The sequence below is a fragment of the Microbacterium sp. TPD7012 genome, from assembly GCF_003075395.1.
In the GTDB taxonomy this organism is placed as follows: domain Bacteria; phylum Actinomycetota; class Actinomycetes; order Actinomycetales; family Microbacteriaceae; genus Microbacterium.
In genome coordinates, this window is record NZ_QDFV01000006.1 from 111,331 (window position 1) to 127,866 (window position 16,536).

At 69.0% G+C, this 16,536-nt stretch carries 19 protein-coding genes; 10 read left to right on the top strand and 9 right to left on the bottom strand.

The window, feature by feature from the left end; translation table 11 throughout:
* Positions 1–52 precede the first annotated feature (52 nt).
* Positions 53–1,162 (bottom strand): BMP family ABC transporter substrate-binding protein, encoded by a 1,110-nt coding sequence (locus tag DC434_RS16525; protein ID WP_116636406.1) that lies wholly within the window; start codon positions 1,160–1,162, stop codon positions 53–55.
* Between the two features lie 148 nt (positions 1,163–1,310).
* Entirely contained in the window at positions 1,311–2,426 is a 1,116-nt protein-coding gene (locus tag DC434_RS16530) for a mannose-1-phosphate guanylyltransferase (protein WP_116636407.1), read from the bottom strand.
* Positions 2,427–2,521: 95 nt separating this feature from the next.
* On the opposite strand from DC434_RS16530, the gene DC434_RS16535 reads away from it, so the two are divergent.
* The 7 genes from DC434_RS16535 (at position 2,522) to DC434_RS16565 (ending at position 9,559) form a co-directional block, all read left to right on the top strand.
* Positions 2,522–3,778 (top strand): CAP domain-containing protein, encoded by a 1,257-nt coding sequence (locus tag DC434_RS16535; RefSeq protein WP_116636408.1) that lies wholly within the window; start codon positions 2,522–2,524, stop codon positions 3,776–3,778.
* A gap of 150 nt (positions 3,779–3,928) precedes the next feature.
* The gene (gene sdhC / locus DC434_RS16540; protein WP_116636409.1) at positions 3,929–4,363 is read left to right on the top strand and encodes a succinate dehydrogenase, cytochrome b556 subunit; all 435 of its coding nucleotides are present in this window, start codon (positions 3,929–3,931) and stop codon (positions 4,361–4,363) included.
* A complete protein-coding gene (locus DC434_RS16545; protein WP_116636410.1) occupies positions 4,363–4,809 on the top strand; it encodes a succinate dehydrogenase hydrophobic membrane anchor subunit in 447 nt (148 codons plus the stop codon). The genes sdhC and DC434_RS16545 overlap by 1 nt, the downstream gene beginning before the upstream one ends.
* Before the next feature lie 19 nt (positions 4,810–4,828).
* Positions 4,829–6,655: a succinate dehydrogenase flavoprotein subunit gene (sdhA, locus tag DC434_RS16550; protein WP_116636411.1), complete on the top strand. Its 1,827-nt coding sequence runs from the start codon at positions 4,829–4,831 to the stop codon at positions 6,653–6,655.
* A gap of 2 nt (positions 6,656–6,657) precedes the next feature.
* Positions 6,658–7,425 carry a succinate dehydrogenase iron-sulfur subunit gene (locus DC434_RS16555; RefSeq protein ID WP_116636412.1) on the top strand — a complete coding sequence of 256 codons (768 nt, stop codon included), beginning with the start codon at positions 6,658–6,660 and terminating at the stop codon, positions 7,423–7,425.
* A gap of 78 nt (positions 7,426–7,503) precedes the next feature.
* Positions 7,504–8,709, top strand: a complete 1,206-nt coding sequence (locus DC434_RS16560) for a YihY/virulence factor BrkB family protein (protein WP_116636413.1) — start codon at positions 7,504–7,506, stop codon at positions 8,707–8,709.
* A 10-nt stretch (positions 8,710–8,719) separates the two neighbouring features.
* A complete protein-coding gene (locus DC434_RS16565; RefSeq protein ID WP_207769988.1) occupies positions 8,720–9,559 on the top strand; it encodes an exodeoxyribonuclease III in 840 nt (279 codons plus the stop codon).
* Between the two features lie 31 nt (positions 9,560–9,590).
* Here DC434_RS16565 and DC434_RS16570 read toward each other — a convergent pair whose 3' ends face one another.
* From DC434_RS16570 to DC434_RS16590, 4 genes are read right to left on the bottom strand one after another with little or no spacing between them, the layout of a single operon-like run.
* A complete protein-coding gene (locus DC434_RS16570) occupies positions 9,591–9,905 on the bottom strand; it encodes a hypothetical protein (RefSeq protein ID WP_165808107.1) in 315 nt (104 codons plus the stop codon).
* A gap of 45 nt (positions 9,906–9,950) precedes the next feature.
* Positions 9,951–10,589 (bottom strand): DUF4166 domain-containing protein, encoded by a 639-nt coding sequence (locus tag DC434_RS16580; RefSeq protein WP_243408979.1) that lies wholly within the window; start codon positions 10,587–10,589, stop codon positions 9,951–9,953.
* On the bottom strand, positions 10,586–11,269 hold the full coding sequence (locus DC434_RS16585; RefSeq protein WP_116636417.1) for a DUF4166 domain-containing protein: 684 nt from the start codon (positions 11,267–11,269) through the stop codon (positions 10,586–10,588). The genes DC434_RS16580 and DC434_RS16585 overlap by 4 nt, the downstream gene beginning before the upstream one ends.
* Positions 11,266–11,973, bottom strand: coding sequence for an SRPBCC family protein (locus DC434_RS16590; protein WP_243408980.1), 708 nt, complete (start codon positions 11,971–11,973; stop codon positions 11,266–11,268). Before DC434_RS16590 ends, DC434_RS16585 begins: the two co-directional genes overlap by 4 nt.
* Positions 11,974–11,991: 18 nt before the next feature.
* Here DC434_RS16590 and trpS point away from each other — a divergent pair, with 18 nt between their 5' ends.
* Positions 11,992–12,996, top strand: a complete 1,005-nt coding sequence (trpS, locus tag DC434_RS16595; protein WP_116636418.1) for a tryptophan--tRNA ligase — start codon at positions 11,992–11,994, stop codon at positions 12,994–12,996.
* A 22-nt stretch (positions 12,997–13,018) separates the two neighbouring features.
* Entirely contained in the window at positions 13,019–13,705 is a 687-nt protein-coding gene (locus DC434_RS20385) for a hypothetical protein (protein WP_243408981.1), read from the top strand.
* A gap of 26 nt (positions 13,706–13,731) precedes the next feature.
* Here the strand turns inward: DC434_RS20385 and pth are convergent, their stop codons facing one another.
* Positions 13,732–14,313, bottom strand: a complete 582-nt coding sequence (pth, locus tag DC434_RS16605; RefSeq protein ID WP_116636419.1) for an aminoacyl-tRNA hydrolase — start codon at positions 14,311–14,313, stop codon at positions 13,732–13,734.
* Between the two features lie 101 nt (positions 14,314–14,414).
* Positions 14,415–15,044 (bottom strand): 50S ribosomal protein L25/general stress protein Ctc, encoded by a 630-nt coding sequence (locus DC434_RS16610; protein WP_116636420.1) that lies wholly within the window; start codon positions 15,042–15,044, stop codon positions 14,415–14,417.
* A 225-nt stretch (positions 15,045–15,269) separates the two neighbouring features.
* Here DC434_RS16610 and DC434_RS20445 point away from each other — a divergent pair, with 225 nt between their 5' ends.
* Positions 15,270–15,395 carry a hypothetical protein gene (locus tag DC434_RS20445; protein WP_279303217.1) on the top strand — a complete coding sequence of 42 codons (126 nt, stop codon included), beginning with the start codon at positions 15,270–15,272 and terminating at the stop codon, positions 15,393–15,395.
* 24 nt (positions 15,396–15,419) lie between these two features.
* Here the strand turns inward: DC434_RS20445 and DC434_RS16615 are convergent, their stop codons facing one another.
* Complete coding sequence (locus DC434_RS16615; protein WP_116636421.1) at positions 15,420–16,478, bottom strand: D-2-hydroxyacid dehydrogenase; 1,059 nt, start codon at positions 16,476–16,478, stop codon at positions 15,420–15,422.
* Positions 16,479–16,536: the final 58 nt, after the last annotated feature.

The window sequence follows — 16,536 nt, forward strand, 5'->3', positions numbered from 1 at the left end:
GGGCGAGTGGCATCCTGCACACCACTCGCCCCGCACTTGGACCGGCTGCGACTTACGGGGAGTTCTTCGACTCCACCGTGATGTCACCGGCGATGATCTGCTCCTGGAGCGCCGCGATCTCGTCGAGGAGCCCGTCCGGGAGCTCGGCCTCGAAGTCGCCGAAGCCGGAGAGCTTGACGCCCTCGTTCTCGAGCGTTCCGACGTACGGAGCCGGGTCGAAATCGCCCGCGGCTGCTGCGGTGGTCGCGTCCTTCACGGCGACGTTGATCGCCTTCATGATCGAGAACATCGTGACGCCCGCGACGCTCGGGTCGGCAACCGCGAGGTCGCTGTCGACACCGATCATGAGCGTGTCCTTGCCGCTGTCGGCGATCGCCGCCGCAGCGCTCTGGTAGACCGGGCCACCGACGGGAAGAATGACGTCGACGCCCTGGTCGAGCACGCCCTGAGCGGTCTGCTTGGCGGTGTCGTTCGCGTCGAAGCCGCCCGTGAAGGAGCCTTCCTGCGTGGCGACGTCCCAGCCGAACACCTGGACGGCGGCCGACTTGTCCTCGTTGTACTTGTCGACGCCGAGCGAGAAGCCGTCCATGAACACGGCGACGGACGGGATCTGCATTCCGCCGAAGGTGCCGACCTTGTTCACGCCGCTCTGTGCGGACCAACCGGCCGCGGCGTAGCCGCCGAGGTAGGCGGCCTGAGCCGTGTCGAAGACGAGCGGCTTGATGTTCGGAGCATCGGTGGTGCCGTCGAAGTCGGTGTCGGCGTAGTCATCGATGATCGCGTAGTCGATCTCGGGGTTCGCCAGCGCCGACTCGACCGTCGCGGCGGCCAGCTTGAAGCCGACGGCGACGATGAGCGAGCAGCCTTCCGAGACCGCGGTCTCGAGGTTCGGCGCGTAGTCGTTGTCGTTCGCGGACTCGAACTCGAGCGGCTTGACGTCGAGCTCCTCCGCAGCGGCGTCCATGCCTTCCTTCGCCGACTGGTTGAACGACTTGTCGTTCCACCCGCCCGCGTCGGAGACGAGGCAGGGGAGGAAGTCGGAGTCCGCAGGGCCCTCCGAGCCGGCCTCGTCGGTCGGGGCCTGGCCGCAACCGGCGAGTGCGAAGATGACGCCCGCGGCGACTGTCGCGCCGAGCAGCTTCTTGGTGGTGGAGATGGTCAACTGATGCCTCCCTCAACGAAACCGCGGCCATCGCGGATCGATCAAAGTTACCTACTGTTTCACCTTTTGTGCACACTCGCGCCGCACGTGCTGGCGAAAGGTTACAAAGCTGAAACCAACCCAGCCGATGAGCATCCGGCGGCGCTCATCAGAGCACGTCTCCCTGCCCGTTCAGCTTGAGCGACTCCACGACGCCCTTCACCCGCTGCGCGTGCTGGACGGTCGTGACCAGCAGGGCGTCGGGGGTGTCGACGACGACGATGTCCTGGACGCCGACCAGGCTGATCACCCGGGACGTCTGGCTGACGAGGATGCCGCTCGCGGCGTCCGAGAGCACCCGGGCGTTCGGTCCGAGGACGGCCAGATCGTTCTTCCGGCCATTCGTGATGAGCTTGGTGAGGGAGGCGAAGTCGCCGACGTCGTCCCAGTCGAAGTGTCCCGGCACGACCGCCAGGCGCCCGCGGCGGGCGGCAGGCTCCGCGACCGCGTAGTCGATCGCGATCTTCTTCAGGCGCGGCCAGATCCGGTCGACGGCGGGTCCGCGCCGGTCGCGGTCGTCCCAGGCCTCGGCGAGCTCGAGCAGTCCGGCGTGCAGCTCGGGCTCGTTGGCTGCGAGCTCCTCCAGCAGCACGCTGGCCTTGGCGATGAACATGCCGGCGTTCCAGAGATAGCCGCGATCGGCGAGATAGGCCTTCGCGGTCTCCAGGTCCGGCTTCTCGACGAAGCTCTCGACGAGGGCCGCCTCGCGGGCGCGCTCGACGACGAGCTCCGGCCCCTTCTTGATATAGCCGAATCCGATCGCCGGCTCGGTGGGCGCGATGCCGATCGTGCAGATGTACCCCTCGCGGGCGACCTCGACGGCGTCGCGGACGGCGAACTCGAACACGCGGGTGCCGCGGATCACGTGGTCGGCGCTGAACGAGCCGATGATCACATCGGGGTCGCGGCGGTGCAGGATCGCCGCGGCCAGCCCGATCGCGGCGGCGGATTCGCGCGGCTCCGACTCCAGGAAGACGTTGAGATCGGCGATGCCGGGCAGCTCCGCCTCGACCGCGGCACGATGCGCGCGGCCGGTGACGACCGCGATGCGGTCAGGGCCTGTGAGAGGGACCAGCCGATCCCAGGTGTCGCGCAGCAGAGAGTGCCCGGACCCGGTGAGGTCGTGGAGGAACTTGGGGGCGTCGGCGCGCGAGAGCGGCCACAGCCTGCTGCCGATGCCGCCGGCGGGGATCACCGCGTAGAAGTCCTGGATGGGCGAGGTCATCGTGTCAGCGTATCGGGGCCCGTCGTGTGGAACCCGGTAGCCTGCCCCGCTCCGATATTCTGCGCGGCGTGCAGCGCAGCCACTATGGTGACGCCATGCGCCCGTCCCCCCGTCGAAAGCTCGTCCGCACCGGTCGCGCGATCGCTGCGGCGATCGCCGTGATGATCGGGGCCGCTGTCCTCGCCCCCGCCGCCGCGTCCGCGGCCGGCGGACCCGCCGGCGAGGTGTTCACGCTGACGAACGCCCAGCGCACCCAGGCCGGACTCCCCGCGCTCGTGTCGGATGCCGTGCTCGACGCGGCCGCTGCGGAGTGGGCACAGCATCTGGCGTCGACGTGCACCTTCGAGCACAGCAGCTCGACATGGCGGAGCTCGCGGGTCGCCGCCTTCGGGTGGGTCTCGACGGGCGAGAACATCGCGGCAGGTCAGCCGGATGCCGCCGCCGTGGTCAGCGGCTGGATGAACTCCAGCGGCCACCGCGCCAACATCCTCGACTCGCGGTACACGGGCCTCGGCGTCGGCTACGCGACCGGCACCTGCTACCGGACCTACTGGGTGCAGATCTTCGGCATCGGCACCCCGGTGAAGCGTCTCTCCGGCGGGGCGGGCGACCTCACCGGCGACCGGGCCGCCGACATCCTCGCCCGCACGGCGACCGGAGACCTCCTCATCTACCCCGGCAACGGGGCCGGCGGGTTCCAGGGCCCGGTCACCGCCGCCGCGGGGTGGGGAGACCGCCCGTTCACGACGCTCGGGGACTTCTCCGGCGACGGCATCCCGGACATCGCGCGCACCGAGGCCGACGGCAGACTCATGCTCCACGCCGGGAACGGAAGGTGCGGCTTCCTCGCCCCCGTGCAGATCGGCAACGGCTGGACGATGTTCTCGCAGCTCATCGGCGGCATCGACTTCTCCGGCGATCAGATCCCCGACGTCATCGGCAGAACGCCCGGCGGCGACCTCTTCCTCTATCCGGGCAACGGACGAAGCGGCTGGCTCGCCGGCGGCACGAGGATCGGCAACGGCTGGCAGACGATGGACACGATGTTCCACGCCGGCGACTTCAACGGCGATGCGCGCGGCGACATCATCGCCCGCAGGCTCGACGGAACCCTCTGGATCTACCCGACGACAGGACGCGGCAGCTGGGGCTCGCCGTCGCAGATCGGCGTGGGGTGGGCGTCTCTCACCGCCGTGTTCGGCGCGGGCGACTTCGACGGCAGCGGCACGCAGGACATCGTCGCCCGGACGTCGGCCGGCGCGCTCCTCCTCTACGGCGGCAACGGCCGCGGAGGATTCCTCGCGACCAGGACCATCGGCAGCGGCTGGAACGGGATGAGTCAGATCGGCTGATCTCCCACGGCCGGCTCTCTCGACATCGAGATACTTAGGCTCCCCTTCGTCGCTCCCCCGCTGCAGACGGGAATAGGATGGACACCGATCGGGCGTGCCTGACACTTGCGCAGCACGCGACCGAGTCACATCGATCCAGGGAGGACGACCGTGTCCACAAGCGCTCGCTTGACACCGTCGATTTCGGAAACCACGTCCAAGACCCCCCGCGGCACCCTCTACCGGGGTCGCGAAGGCATGTGGTCGTGGGTGCTTCATCGCATCACCGGAGTCGCCATCTTCTTCTTCCTGTTGGTGCACGTGCTCGACACGGCGCTGATCAGGGTGTCGCCGGAGGCGTACAACGCCGTCATCGGCACATACAAGAACCCGATCATGGCGCTCGGCGAGGTCGTGCTGGTCGCCGGCATCGTGTTCCACGCCATGAACGGCCTGCGCATCATCGCGGTCGACTTCTGGTCGAAGGGCGCCAAGTACCAGCGTCAGCTGTTCTGGGGTGTGCTCGCGGTGTGGGTCGTCATCATGGCCGGCTTCGTGCCGCGCCACCTGATGCTCGCGTTCGCCGGGTTCGGAGGGGGTCACTGATGGCCACGCAGACCGTCGCCGCCCCCGTCCGCCGTCAGCGCGGATTCAACCTCGAGAAGTGGGGCTGGCTCTTCATGCGGCTCTCGGGCATCGTGCTCGTCGTGCTGATCTTCGGCCACCTCTTCATCAACCTCATGGTCGGCGAGGGCATCCACGCCCTCGACTTCGCCTTCATCGCCGGCAAGTTCGCCACGCCGTTCTGGCAGTGGTGGGACGTGCTGATGCTGTGGCTGGCGCTGATCCACGGCGCGAACGGCATGCGCACGATCGTCAACGACTACGTCACGAACAACACTGCCCGCAAGGCGCTGATCTGGGCGCTCGGCCTCGCCGCCGGCCTCCTGATCATCCTCGGCACGCTCGTCGTGTTCACGTTCGACCCGTGCCTGGGCGTCACAGAGGACAGCACCCTCTGGACCGAATGCGCCGCGCTGGTCGGGAACTGAGAAGAAGGCTGAAGAAGAAGTGACTACCGAGACCCAGGATTCCGTCGTGCGCGACGGGGTGCACTACCACCAGTTCGACATCGTGATCGTGGGCGCCGGCGGCGCCGGCATGCGTGCGGCGATCGAGGCCGGACCCGGCGCGAAGACCGCGGTGATCTCCAAGCTCTACCCCACCCGTTCGCACACCGGTGCGGCGCAGGGCGGTATGGCGGCGGCGCTCGCGAACGTCGAGGAGGACTCCTGGGAGTGGCACACCTTCGACACCGTCAAGGGCGGCGACTACCTCGTCGACCAGGACGCGGCCGAGATCCTCGCGAAGGAGGCCATCGACGCGGTCATCGACCTCGAGAACATGGGTCTGCCGTTCAACCGCACCCCCGAGGGCAAGATCGACCAGCGCCGATTCGGCGGCCACACCGCCGAGCACGGCAAGACCCCGGTCCGCCGCGCCTGCTACGCCGCCGACCGCACGGGCCACATGATCCTGCAGACGCTCTTCCAGAACTGCGTCAAGCTCGGCATCAACTTCTTCAACGAGTACTACGTGCTCGACCTGCTGACGGTGAAGGATGCCGACGGCAAGACGCAGGTCTCCGGCGTCGTCGCCTACGACCTCGCCACCGGCGAGCTGCACGTCTTCCAGGCGAAGGCCGTGATCTTCGCGACCGGCGGCTTCGGCAAGATCTTCAAGACGACCTCGAACGCGCACACCCTGACCGGTGACGGCGTCGGCATCGTCTGGCGCAAGGGCCTCCCCCTCGAGGACCTCGAGTTCTTCCAGTTCCATCCGACCGGACTCGCCGGACTCGGCATCCTCCTCACCGAGGGCGCGCGAGGCGAGGGCGCGATCCTCCGCAACGCCTCGGGCGAGCGCTTCATGGAGCGGTACGCCCCCACGATCAAGGACCTCGCCCCGCGTGACATCGTCGCCCGCTGCATGGTCCAGGAGGTCGCGGAAGGCCGCGGCGCCGGTCCCCACAAGGACTACGTGCTCCTCGACTGCACCCACCTGGGTGCCGAGGTGCTCGAGACCAAGCTCCCGGACATCACGGAGTTCGCCCGCACGTACCTGGGTGTCGACCCGGTCGTCGAGCCGGTGCCGGTGATGCCGACCGCGCACTACGCGATGGGCGGCATCCCCACCAACAACGACGCCGAGGTGCTGGCCGACAACGACACCGTCGTGCCGGGCCTGTACGCCGCCGGCGAGTGCGCCTGCGTCTCGGTGCACGGCGCCAACCGACTGGGCACCAACTCGCTGCTCGACATCAACGTGTTCGGCAAGCGCGCCGGCCGCAAGGCCGTCGAGTACGTCAAGACGGCCGAGTTCGTACCGCTCCCCGAGAACCCGGCGGCCTTCGTCTCCGGCATGCTCGAGGGCCTGCGCAACAACCAGGGCACCGAACGCATCGCCGTGCTCCGCAAGGCCCTGCAGGACGAGATGGACAAGGGCGCGCAGGTCTTCCGCACGCACGAGTCCCTCGAGCACGTGCTGGGCGTCATCAAGGAGCTGCGCGACCGCTACATGAACGTGCACGTCGACGACAAGGGCCAGCGGTTCAACACCGACCTGCTCGAGGCCGTCGAGCTGGGCTTCCTCCTCGACATCGCCGAGGTCGTCGTCTACGCCGCCCAGAACCGCCAGGAGAGCCGCGGCGGCCACATGCGCGACGACTTCCCGAAGCGCGACGACGAGAAGTACATGAAGCACACGATGGCGTATCTGACGGGAGACCCGCACTCCTCGACGCCGAGCGACCACATCAAGCTGGACTGGAAGCCCGTCGTGTTCACGAAGAACGAGCAGGGCGAGTTCAACTACCCGCCGATGGAGAGGAAGTACTGAGCATGTCCACCGCCATCGCAGAATCCCCCGCGAGCACGACCGAAGAGACCGGCATCCAGTCCTTCATCGTCACGTTCAACATCCGCCGGTTCGACCCCGAGGTCGACGCCGAGCCGCACTGGGTCGACTACGACGTGGAGCTCTACTCCACCGACCGCGTGCTCGACGCCCTGCACAAGATCAAGTGGGAGGTCGACGGGTCGCTCACGTTCCGCCGCTCCTGCGCCCACGGCATCTGCGGTTCCGACGCCATGCGCATCAACGGACGCAACCGCCTCGCCTGCAAGACCCTGATCAAGGACCTCGACATCTCGAAGCCGATCTACGTCGAGGCGATCAAGGGACTGCCGCTGGAGAAGGACCTCGTCGTCGACATGGAGCCGTTCTTCGCGTCGTACCGCGAGGTGCAGCCGTTCCTCGTCGCGAGCTCCGTGCCGGAGAAGGGCAAGGAGCGCGTCCAGACCATCGCCGACCGCGAGATCTTCGACGACACCACCAAGTGCATCCTGTGCGCCGCGTGCACCTCGTCGTGCCCGGTGTTCTGGACCGACGGACAGTACTTCGGTCCGGCGGCGATCGTGAACGCGCACCGCTTCATCTTCGACTCGCGCGACGACAACGCCGCGGTGCGTCTCGACATCCTCAACGACAAGGAAGGCGTCTGGCGCTGCCGCACGACCTTCAACTGCTCCGAGGCATGCCCCCGCGGCATCGAGGTGACCAAGGCCATCGCCGAGGTCAAGCAGGCCGTCCTCCGCGGACGCCCCTGACGCGGCGCATCGTCGGACGAGAACGGGCGGACTCCTTCGGGAGCCCGCCCGTTCTCGCTGTGTGGATAGGGTGAGAGCGTGTCTGATCCCGATCGCGCCGCAGCCGAGCCCGGTCGCCTCGATGCCGCCGTCGAGCGCGCGACCGCGCTGACGCAGCGGACGCTCGGCCTGTTCCCCGTGCGGGTGTGGCGTCACTTCCTCCAGCACAACGGCTTCCTCCTCGCCGCGGGCGTGAGCTATCAGGCCCTGTTCGCGATCTTCGCGGCGATCTATCTCGCCTTCGCCATCGCGGGTCTCTGGCTCGGGGGAAGCACCGAGGCCGTCGACGGCATGATCGAGATCATCAACAGCTACATCCCCCACCTGATCGAGGAGCAGGGCGGAGTGTTCACTCCCGAGCAGGTGAAGGAGATCGCCGCGAGCACGACCGGAGTGCTCAGCGTCACGGGTCTGATCGCCCTCGGCACCGTGATCTGGACGGCCATCGGATGGGTGACGTTCTCGCGGCGCGCGACCAGGGACATCTTCGGCCTGCCGCCGGACCTGCGCAGCTACGTGCTCCTCAAGGCGCGCGACCTGCTGGCGGCGCTCCTGTTCGGAGTCGCCCTCATCGTCGGCTCGATCCTCAGCTCCGCGAGCGCTGCGGCCCTGAGCTGGGCGCTCAGCCTGCTCGACTGGGACTCCGGTTCCGACGGCATCAACATCAGCATCCGCCTCGGCACCGTGCTCGTCTCGTTCGCGTTGCTCTCCTCGGCGCTGGCCGCCATGGTGCGGTTCCTCACCGGGACGTCGCTGGACTGGCGCGTCATCTGGCCGGGCGCTCTCCTCGGCGGCGGCGCGATGACGATCCTCCAGTACGGTGCGGGGTTCCTGCTGAGCTACACGCCGTCGAATCCGCTGCTCGCCACCTTCGCGATCTTCATCGGCCTCCTGCTGTGGTTCCGCGTGAACGGCGTGGTGATGCTGGTGGCGTCCTCCTGGATCGCGGTCACCGCGCTGGACCGCGATCTCCCGCTGCTGTCGCAGACCGAGGCGGAACGACGCGCCGCGGAGCATCGGACGCTGGTGTCGGCCGCGCGCATCCGCCTGCGCGAGGCGGAGGTCGCTCGTGACGGCGCGCCCTGGTACCGCGCCTGGCAGGCGGGACGAGCGGTGCGGGATGCCGAGGCGGAGCTCGCGGCGCTCGAGGCGTCTGCGCCTCCCTCGCCGGAGCCGACGCCGCTCGCTCAGCGCCTCCTGACGGACCTGCACCGGCCGTCTCGGGATGTCGGCGGCGCTCGTTAGGCTTGTGTCCATGCCCCATCTGCGTATCGCCTCGGTCAACGTCAACGGAATCCGAGCGGCCGCTCGAAACGGCATGAGCTCGTGGCTCGACGCCGCCGACATCGACATCCTCACGCTGCAGGAGGTCCGCGGACAGGACGAGCATCTCGAGGCCGCACTGCCGGGCTGGTCCTTCGTGCACGACGAGGCCACCGCCAAGGGTCGCGCGGGCGTCGCGATCGCCAGCCGCACGCCGGCCCTCGCCTCGCGCACCACGCTCGGTCCCGACGACTTCGACTCGAAGGGGCGCTGGATCGAAGCCGACTTCCGCATCGGTGATCGTCCGATCACCGTCGTGAGCGCGTACGTGCACTCGGGCGAGGCCGACACCCCGAAGCAGGAGGAGAAGTGGAAGTTCCTCGACGCCTTCGGCACCCGTCTCGCCGAGCTGGGTGCCGACGACGCACTGGCGCTGGTGACCGGCGACCTCAACGTGGGGCACCGCGAGCTCGACATCAAGAATTGGCGCGGCAACCGCAAGAAGGCGGGCTTCCTCCCCCGCGAGCGGGCCTACTTCGACCGCTTCCTGGGTGAGGCCGGCGCACAGGTGACGGGCGTCGACGGCTCGGTGGGCACCGGCCTCGGCTGGGTCGACGTCGGACGTCGCTTCCACGGCGAGGTCGACGGCCCGTACACGTGGTGGTCGATGCGGGGCCAGGCGTTCGACAACGACTCCGGGTGGCGCATCGACTACCACCTCGCGACGCCGGCGCTGGCGGAGCGCGTGCAGACGTACCACGTCGCTCGGGCCGCCGCCTACGACCAGCGCTGGAGCGACCACGCGCCGGTGGTCGTCGACTACACCTTCTGACCGCGATCCGGTCGACTCCGACCGCCGCGCGTCAGGCCGTGATCAGAGAGATGATCAGCGCGGCCGCGACGAGCACGTAGACGATCAGGCTCCCGAGGTAGGCGGAACCGCGCTGTCCGGAGCGGAACATCAGCGGGACGACGAGCGCGAGCGCGATTCCCGCGACGAGTGCCAGGAACGTGCCGAAGATGAGTGCGTATCCGTGCGGATCCGCGCTGCCCGACGCGAATCGGCTGCTCAGTGCGATCCAGGCGAAGAAGAGGAAGGGCACGCCGACGAGGACGGTCAGGACGATGCCGACGATCCGCACACCGCCTCCGACGGCAGGGCTCTGCGTGGAAGACATGCAGGAAGTCTCGCAGTCGGCGCACCCGACCACCACCGTCTTCTCCTATTGCGGGGTCAGCTGATCTTCGTCGCGGTGCCGGTACCAGCCGCGGTACTCGAGGATGGTCCCCACCAGCGGGTTCGTAGCGCGCATCTCGATCGTGCGCCGCTTCTGCGCCTCGTCCCAGCCGTCCTCGAGATCGACCGAGATGCCGAGGATGCCGCGCAGAGCGAAGCGACGGCCCCACAGGCGCAGGGCGATCCGGCGCGTCCGCATCCGCAGCGCGCCCTGCGCCGTCACACTGCACTCCTCGATGAGCTCGACGCGCCCCCGCGCGCCCAGCAGATTGCGCACGAGGCCGGGCACCACGCTCACGGTGAGCCTGTCGGAGATGAACTGCGTCGTGCCGGGGAAGCGGAACTCCCTGGTCGTGTCGAGTGTCGCGCGCCCGGACGACGTGCGACCGGCACGCGTCCGGAGCGAGAAGGGCACATCCCGCCCGAAGCGGGTGACCAGCATCCGCGGTCCCACCACCGGCAGAGCGAGGATGCCGAGCCGCCCGAAGCGGCTGCCCGCGACCGTGAACACGCCCTCTGCGCGGTCGACCCCCGCCGGGGCCCGCATCTGCGCGAGGATCTCCGGGTGCAGGCGCTCGGCATCCGGTCCCAGCGCCGCGAGGAAGACCTCGCCCCTGGCGGTCACTCGCGCACCTCCTCGCGGGTGGGCTTCACCGTCTCGGGCACCTCCGCGCCCTCCGGGAACTCACAGACGAAGGTGCCGCGATAGCCGAAGAGGAACCCCAGCAGGTCGTTGCGCACCTCGAGGTCGATCACGAAACACCCCCGCTCGTCGTCGAAGCGCTCGACCAGGTGCGCTCGTCCGCTGAAGAGCATCGGGAAGCGGAAGGCGAGGGGGCCCTCATAGAAGCGCTGGGGACCCGACGACAGCCGGAGGCCCCCCTCGTCGGTGACGGCGAGGTCGAGGTCGACGGCGAGGTGCTGATGCGTGCCGAGATAGTCGACGATCCTCCCGCGCTTCTCGCTGTAGATCATCGTCGCGTCGAACCGGCGTCGCCTGCCCGGCCGGATCGTCATCGTCCGCACGAAGGTGACCGTCTCCCTGCCGAGGCTGTCGATGTAGGCGTGATTGTCGATCTGGAAGGGGATGTCGCGACCCCGCTCGGGGAACATGATGTTGCGCATCGTCCCGATCATGAGGAAGGGAAGCGTCCACCAGGGCCCGCGCCGGACCTCGGTCATCACCCCGCGGCCGATGCAGCCGTAGCCGGCACCGACCCCGACGCCGAAGCGCTTCCTCATCTGCGGGTGCAGGCGCGCGAAGTCGTCGCCGAGAGCGCGTTCGAACACGCCCTGCGCGCTCATACGGCGATCTCCGTCAACGTCGCCGGCGCGTTCTGCATGATGGTCCTGCCGCCCGTCCGGGCAGGGCGCTTCCGGCACCGGCGGGCGCGGGCGCGCGGGCGCCGTCCTGGTCGGAGCGAGCGCCACCAGCCGGTCTCCTCCGGTGGGACGCCGTCCTCGGCCCACAGACGAAGGCGATCGAAGCTCCACGCCGTGAGCCACCAGACGAAGCGGCGGGTGACGAGCGGGTCGAGCACGCGGCCGATGAGCCCCCATCCCGGCGCGTAGTCGTAGCCGGTGAGGAACCGGACGCCCTCGGGCGTCGGCACGTATCGCCAGTACCCGCGACCGGATCCGAGCGGGGACAGCCGGTCGGACGTGTCGAAGGCGAGGGCCGACGTGCGCTCACCCGCCTTCCCTCGTCGGTCGCCGAGCGAGACGCCGGTGCCGCGGATCGTGTGGATCCCGAGATCGAGCTCGTAGCAAAACTCCTGCGCACCGTTCGCCCGCTGCCGCGTCGGGATGATGGCGGAGAACCGTCCGTCCCACCGCGCATGCTGCTCGGGCGTCTGGGTGAGGTCCCAGATCGTCTCGATCGGCGCGTCGATGAGGATCTCGACGTAGACGGCGCGGTCTCGCCGTCGCGGGGTGCGGGAGGTCCGAAGAGCGGCGAACATCATGCCCACAGCGTAGAACGCCCCGACGCGCAGATCGGCCACCGGCATCCCCATAGGATTGATGTCGTGACGAAACCTCGCCTGTACTCCGGAATGCAGCCCTCCGCCGACTCCCTCCAGATCGGCAACTACATCGGCGCGCTCCTCCAGTGGCGGGACCTGCAGACGTCCTATGACGCCTACTTCTCGGTCGTCGACCTGCACGCGCTCACCGTCGCACAGGACCCGAAGGAGCTGCGCGAGAAGACCCGACGCACCGCCGCCCAGTACATCGCGGCGGGCATCGAGCCGTCGCTGTCGACGCTGTACGTGCAGTCGCACGTGCGCGCGCACGCCGAGCTGGCGTGGATCCTCAGCACCATCACGGGTTTCGGCGAGGCCGGCCGGATGACCCAGTTCAAGGACAAGTCGGCCCGATACGGACAGGACGCGACCAGCGTCGGCCTGTTCACCTACCCGGTCCTCATGGCGGCCGACATCCTGCTGTACCAGACCGATGTGGTGCCGGTGGGCGACGACCAGAAGCAGCACGTCGAGCTGACGCGCGACCTCGCCGAGCGATTCAACTCCCGCTTCGGGGTCACGTTCACGGTGCCGATGCCGGTGATCCAGAAGGAGACGGCGCGGATCTACGACCTGCAGAACCCGACGTCGAAGATGTCGAAGTCGGCGGAGAGCGACGCCGGCGTGCTGTGGATGCTCGACGACCCGGCGAAGTCCGCGAAGAAGATCATGCGCGCCGTGACCGACAACGAAGGATCCGTGCGCTTCGACCGCGAGAACAAGCCGGGCGTCTCGAACCTGCTGACGATCTACGCTGCCCTCACGGGCCGTCAGGTCGCCGCGATCGAGGACGACTACGCCGGCCGCGGGTACGGCGACTTCAAGAAGGGCCTCGCCGAGGTCGTGGTGAACGAGTTCGAGCCGGTGCGCGCCCGCGCCCTCGAGCTCCTCGACGACCCCGCCGAGCTCGACCGCATCCTGGCGGACAACGCCGGACGAGCGGATGCCGTCGCCGACGCGACCCTGTCCGACGTCTACGACCGGGTGGGTCTGCTCCGCCGCGTCTGAGCACGCCTCTAGGATGGGGGTCGTGACCGATCCGCAGCTGCCACCTCCGTCCGGCGCCGTTCCTCCCGTTCCGCCTGCGCCGTTCGGTGCGGTCCCCCCGCCTCCCCCGGCGTTCCCCGCGGCGCCGCCGGCACCGGCGGCAGCTCCTCCGGCACCGCCGGCGTATCAGGCCCCGGTCACTCCTCCGGCACCGCCCGCCTACCAGACCGCTCCGGCCTACCCCGTGGCACCCGCTCCCCAGGCGGCGCCTCCGGGGGCCTACCAGGTGCCCGTCGGCGGCTACGCCGTCCCGACCGGGGCCTACACGGTCCCCGACGCGGCCCCGCGCGCATCCGGCTTCCTCGGCATCCTCGCGCTGATCTTCGCGGTCGTCGCCGCCGTCGTCACGCCGATCGTCGTCGGCGTCGCCGGATTCGAGATCGGGCGCCGTCTGCCCGAAGGCATCTCCACGACGACCGACGACGTCCTGAGCGCGCTCTCCCCCGCCCGCGACCAGGTGCTGTGGGCAGAGCTGTCGTTCTGGACCGGCACGGTCCTCGGCATCGCGGCGATCGTGATCGGCATCATCGCCATCCGCAAGAAGCAGGGACGCGGCGCGGGCATCGGCGCGCTGGTCGTCGCAGTGATCGCCCCGATGATCTTCTTCGTCGTGCTGCTCTTCGCGTTCTCCGCGGGCAGCGCAGCCGGGTTCATCGACTTCGCGAGCTGACGCTCGCCTCGCCCCCGTGCAGCGGCTCAGCGCGGGGCGTGATGCTTCTGCTGGGCGGCCAGAAGGCCTTCAGCCACGAGCAGTTCGACCGCGTCCGCCGCGTCCGAGATGAGGATCGGCAGGTTCGGCCGTTCCTCCTTGCCGAAGGGCGCGAGCACCCAGTCGGCCGGATCCTGGCGTCCCACCGGCCGGCCGATGCCCACCCGCACGCGCGGGAAGTCGGCGGTCCCGAGAGCGCGCGCGACATCGCGCACTCCGTTGTGCCCGCCGTGCCCCCCACCGGTCTTGAGCTTCACCGTGTCGAAGGAGATGTCCAGCTCGTCGTGCACGACGACGACCTGCTCGACCGGCACCGAATAGAAGCGCGCGAGTGCCGCGACGGGGGTCCCCGACACGTTCATGAACGTGTTCGGCTTGGCGAGGACCAGCTTGTCGGCGCCCGGCTTGAGCCACGTCTCCACGACGCGTGCGCCGCCCTTGTGCTCGCGGAAGGCCTCGCTGCGACGTGCCGCGAGCTCGTCGACGACCATCTGACCGATGTTGTGCCGGGTCGCCTCGTAGCGCGGGCCCGGATTGCCGAGCCCCACCACCAGCCAGGTGGATGACATGTCCTCGTCCTTTCGCGCCGGGTCCTGTGCGGGGCCCGGTCAGGATACGACAGAGGGGACGCGATCTGATCGCGTCCCCTCTGTCCTGAAACTGTCGGAGATCACTCCGCAGCGGCCTCCTCGGCTGCTGCTTCGCCCTCGGCAGCACCCTCGGTGCTCTCGGCGGCGGCGTCGTCCTCACCCAGGTCCTGCTCAGCCGGCACGGAGATCGCGACGACGAGGACCTCGGGGTCGGCGAGCAGGGTCGAGCCCTTGGGGAGCTTCACGTCGGCGGCGGTGATGTGCGCGCCCTCCTCGAGCCCCTCGACGGAGACCTCGAGGTTCTGCGGGATGTGCGTGGCCTCGGCCTCGATCGACAGGGTGTTGGCGTCCTGGTTGACGATCGTGCCGGGAGCGGACTCGCCGGTGACGATGACGGGGACGTCGATCGTGACCTTCTCGCCCTTCTTCACCACGAGCAGGTCGATGTGCTCGATGATCTGGTGCACGGGGTCCTTCTGGACGTCCTTGACCAGGGCGAGCTGCTCCTTGCCATCGATGTCGAGCTCCAGCAGCGCGTTGGCGCGGCGGATGATGAGCGAGACCTGGTGGCCCGGCAGTGCGACGTGCACCGGCTCGGTGCCGTGGCCGTAGATGACGGCGGGGATCTTGCCGGCGGCGCGGAGGCGACGGGCGAAGCCCTTGCCGAAGCTCTCGCGGAGCTCGGCGTGGACCTTGGTGTCTTCAGACATGCGGTTCTCCTTCAGGACACGCAGCGAAGGCGCCGCGCGGTGGTCTTGGAATTGTGAGCTCGAACGCAGACGCGTGAGGAAAGCCACCGGGCTTGCTTCGCCGCGTCGATAACGGATGCCAGCGCACGCGCAGAAGCATCCCTCGCCGAGGTACGAGATCAATGGTACCGGATCACCCGATAGGCTGATGACACCGGTCCTTATCTGCAGATCACGGAGAACCCCATGCTCGACGGCGCCTTCCTCTCGCACGTACTCCTGTGGCTGATCGGTGCGATGAGCGTGTGCGCCGTCGTCGGCAGCTTCGCCGCCCTGTTCTCCCTCGGCCGTTCCGGCTACCGCAAGGACTGAGTCCTCGGGCGCCTCGGCGCCCTCTCAGTAGAACTCGACCGTGTCGACCACGGCGCGCAGCGGCAGGCCGTCGAGAAGTCGCGTGGCGTTCTCGGCGAACCGACGCGCGATGCGCTCCTCCTCGTTCGAGTTGATCGCCGCCGTGTGCGGACTCACGAGCACGCCAGGGTGATCCCACAGCGGGGATGCGGCGTCGAGGGGTTCGTTCTCGAACACGTCGAGACCGGCGAACGCCACCCTGCCGTCGTCGAGCGCCCCGAGCAGGGCGACCTCGTCGACGACCGTGCCCCGACCCACGTTCGTGATGATCATGCCGGGCTTCACGGCGGCGAGGACCTCCTCCCCGATGAGGTGATGCGTCTGCGCCGTACCGGGGAGCGTCACGACGATCGCGTCGACCTCGCCGACCGCGTCCGTGAGCCGGTCGAGCGGGACGAGCCTGTCCACGCCGTCGACGGGCTCGCCCGAGCGCGTCGTCCCCCAGACCCGAGCACCGAGGGCGTGGAAGCGTCGCGCGCACTCCGCCCCGATGCCGCCGAGCCCCACGATCAGCACCGTCATCTCGTCGAGCTGGCGCATCTGCCATCGGTCGGGCCAGGTCCGGCTGCGCTGGTCGGCCAGCAGACGGGGAAGCCCCTTCGCGCCGGCCAGCACCGCGAAGACGGAGAACTCGGCGAGCGTTCCGCCGTGCACGCCGGCACTCGTGCTGAAGACGACCCGGTCGAGGTCGGCGCGAGAGAGACCCGCGGCCTTCACGGTGCTCCCGCCGCCCGCCGCCGTCGTCATGACCCAGCGCAGTCTCGGGTTCGCCGCGATCGTGCGCGCGAGCGCGTCGGCGTCGACGTCGGGAGCACCGAAGAGGACGTCGGCCGAGTCGACCATCGCGTCGAAGGCCTGCTGCTCGGCCGGTGTGCGCGTGTGCTCCGGGTCGCCGGACCAGTCGGCGGCCCACCGCGCGGGATGCGTCAGCGAATGATCGCGGATGACCTCCAGGCGCGGCTCGAGCTCCTCGATGAGCACGCACAGCTCCTCCGGCAGCGGCACCGCCACGACCGCTCGCAGTCTGGTCTCGGTCTCTCCCACGCTGATCCTCCTCGGAACGTCTCGATCCGACCAGCGTAGGGGCCGTGCGCGGGCGGAT

Coding starts and splice junctions, on each gene's coding strand:
- DC434_RS16545 (WP_116636410.1), top strand. CDS start 4,363: ATGGCCACGCAGACCGTCGCCGCCCCCGTCCGCCGTCAGCGCGGATTC.
- DC434_RS20445 (WP_279303217.1), top strand. CDS start 15,270: ATGCTCGACGGCGCCTTCCTCTCGCACGTACTCCTGTGGCTGATCGGT.
- DC434_RS16610 (WP_116636420.1), bottom strand. CDS start 15,044: ATGTCTGAAGACACCAAGGTCCACGCCGAGCTCCGCGAGAGCTTCGGC.
- DC434_RS16565 (WP_207769988.1), top strand. CDS start 8,720: ATGCCCCATCTGCGTATCGCCTCGGTCAACGTCAACGGAATCCGAGCG.
- pth (WP_116636419.1), bottom strand. CDS start 14,313: ATGTCATCCACCTGGCTGGTGGTGGGGCTCGGCAATCCGGGCCCGCGC.
- DC434_RS16590 (WP_243408980.1), bottom strand. CDS start 11,973: ATGCCGGTGGCCGATCTGCGCGTCGGGGCGTTCTACGCTGTGGGCATG.
- DC434_RS16570 (WP_165808107.1), bottom strand. CDS start 9,905: ATGTCTTCCACGCAGAGCCCTGCCGTCGGAGGCGGTGTGCGGATCGTC.
- DC434_RS16585 (WP_116636417.1), bottom strand. CDS start 11,269: ATGAGCGCGCAGGGCGTGTTCGAACGCGCTCTCGGCGACGACTTCGCG.
- DC434_RS16555 (WP_116636412.1), top strand. CDS start 6,658: ATGTCCACCGCCATCGCAGAATCCCCCGCGAGCACGACCGAAGAGACC.
- DC434_RS16530 (WP_116636407.1), bottom strand. CDS start 2,426: ATGACCTCGCCCATCCAGGACTTCTACGCGGTGATCCCCGCCGGCGGC.
- DC434_RS16535 (WP_116636408.1), top strand. CDS start 2,522: ATGCGCCCGTCCCCCCGTCGAAAGCTCGTCCGCACCGGTCGCGCGATC.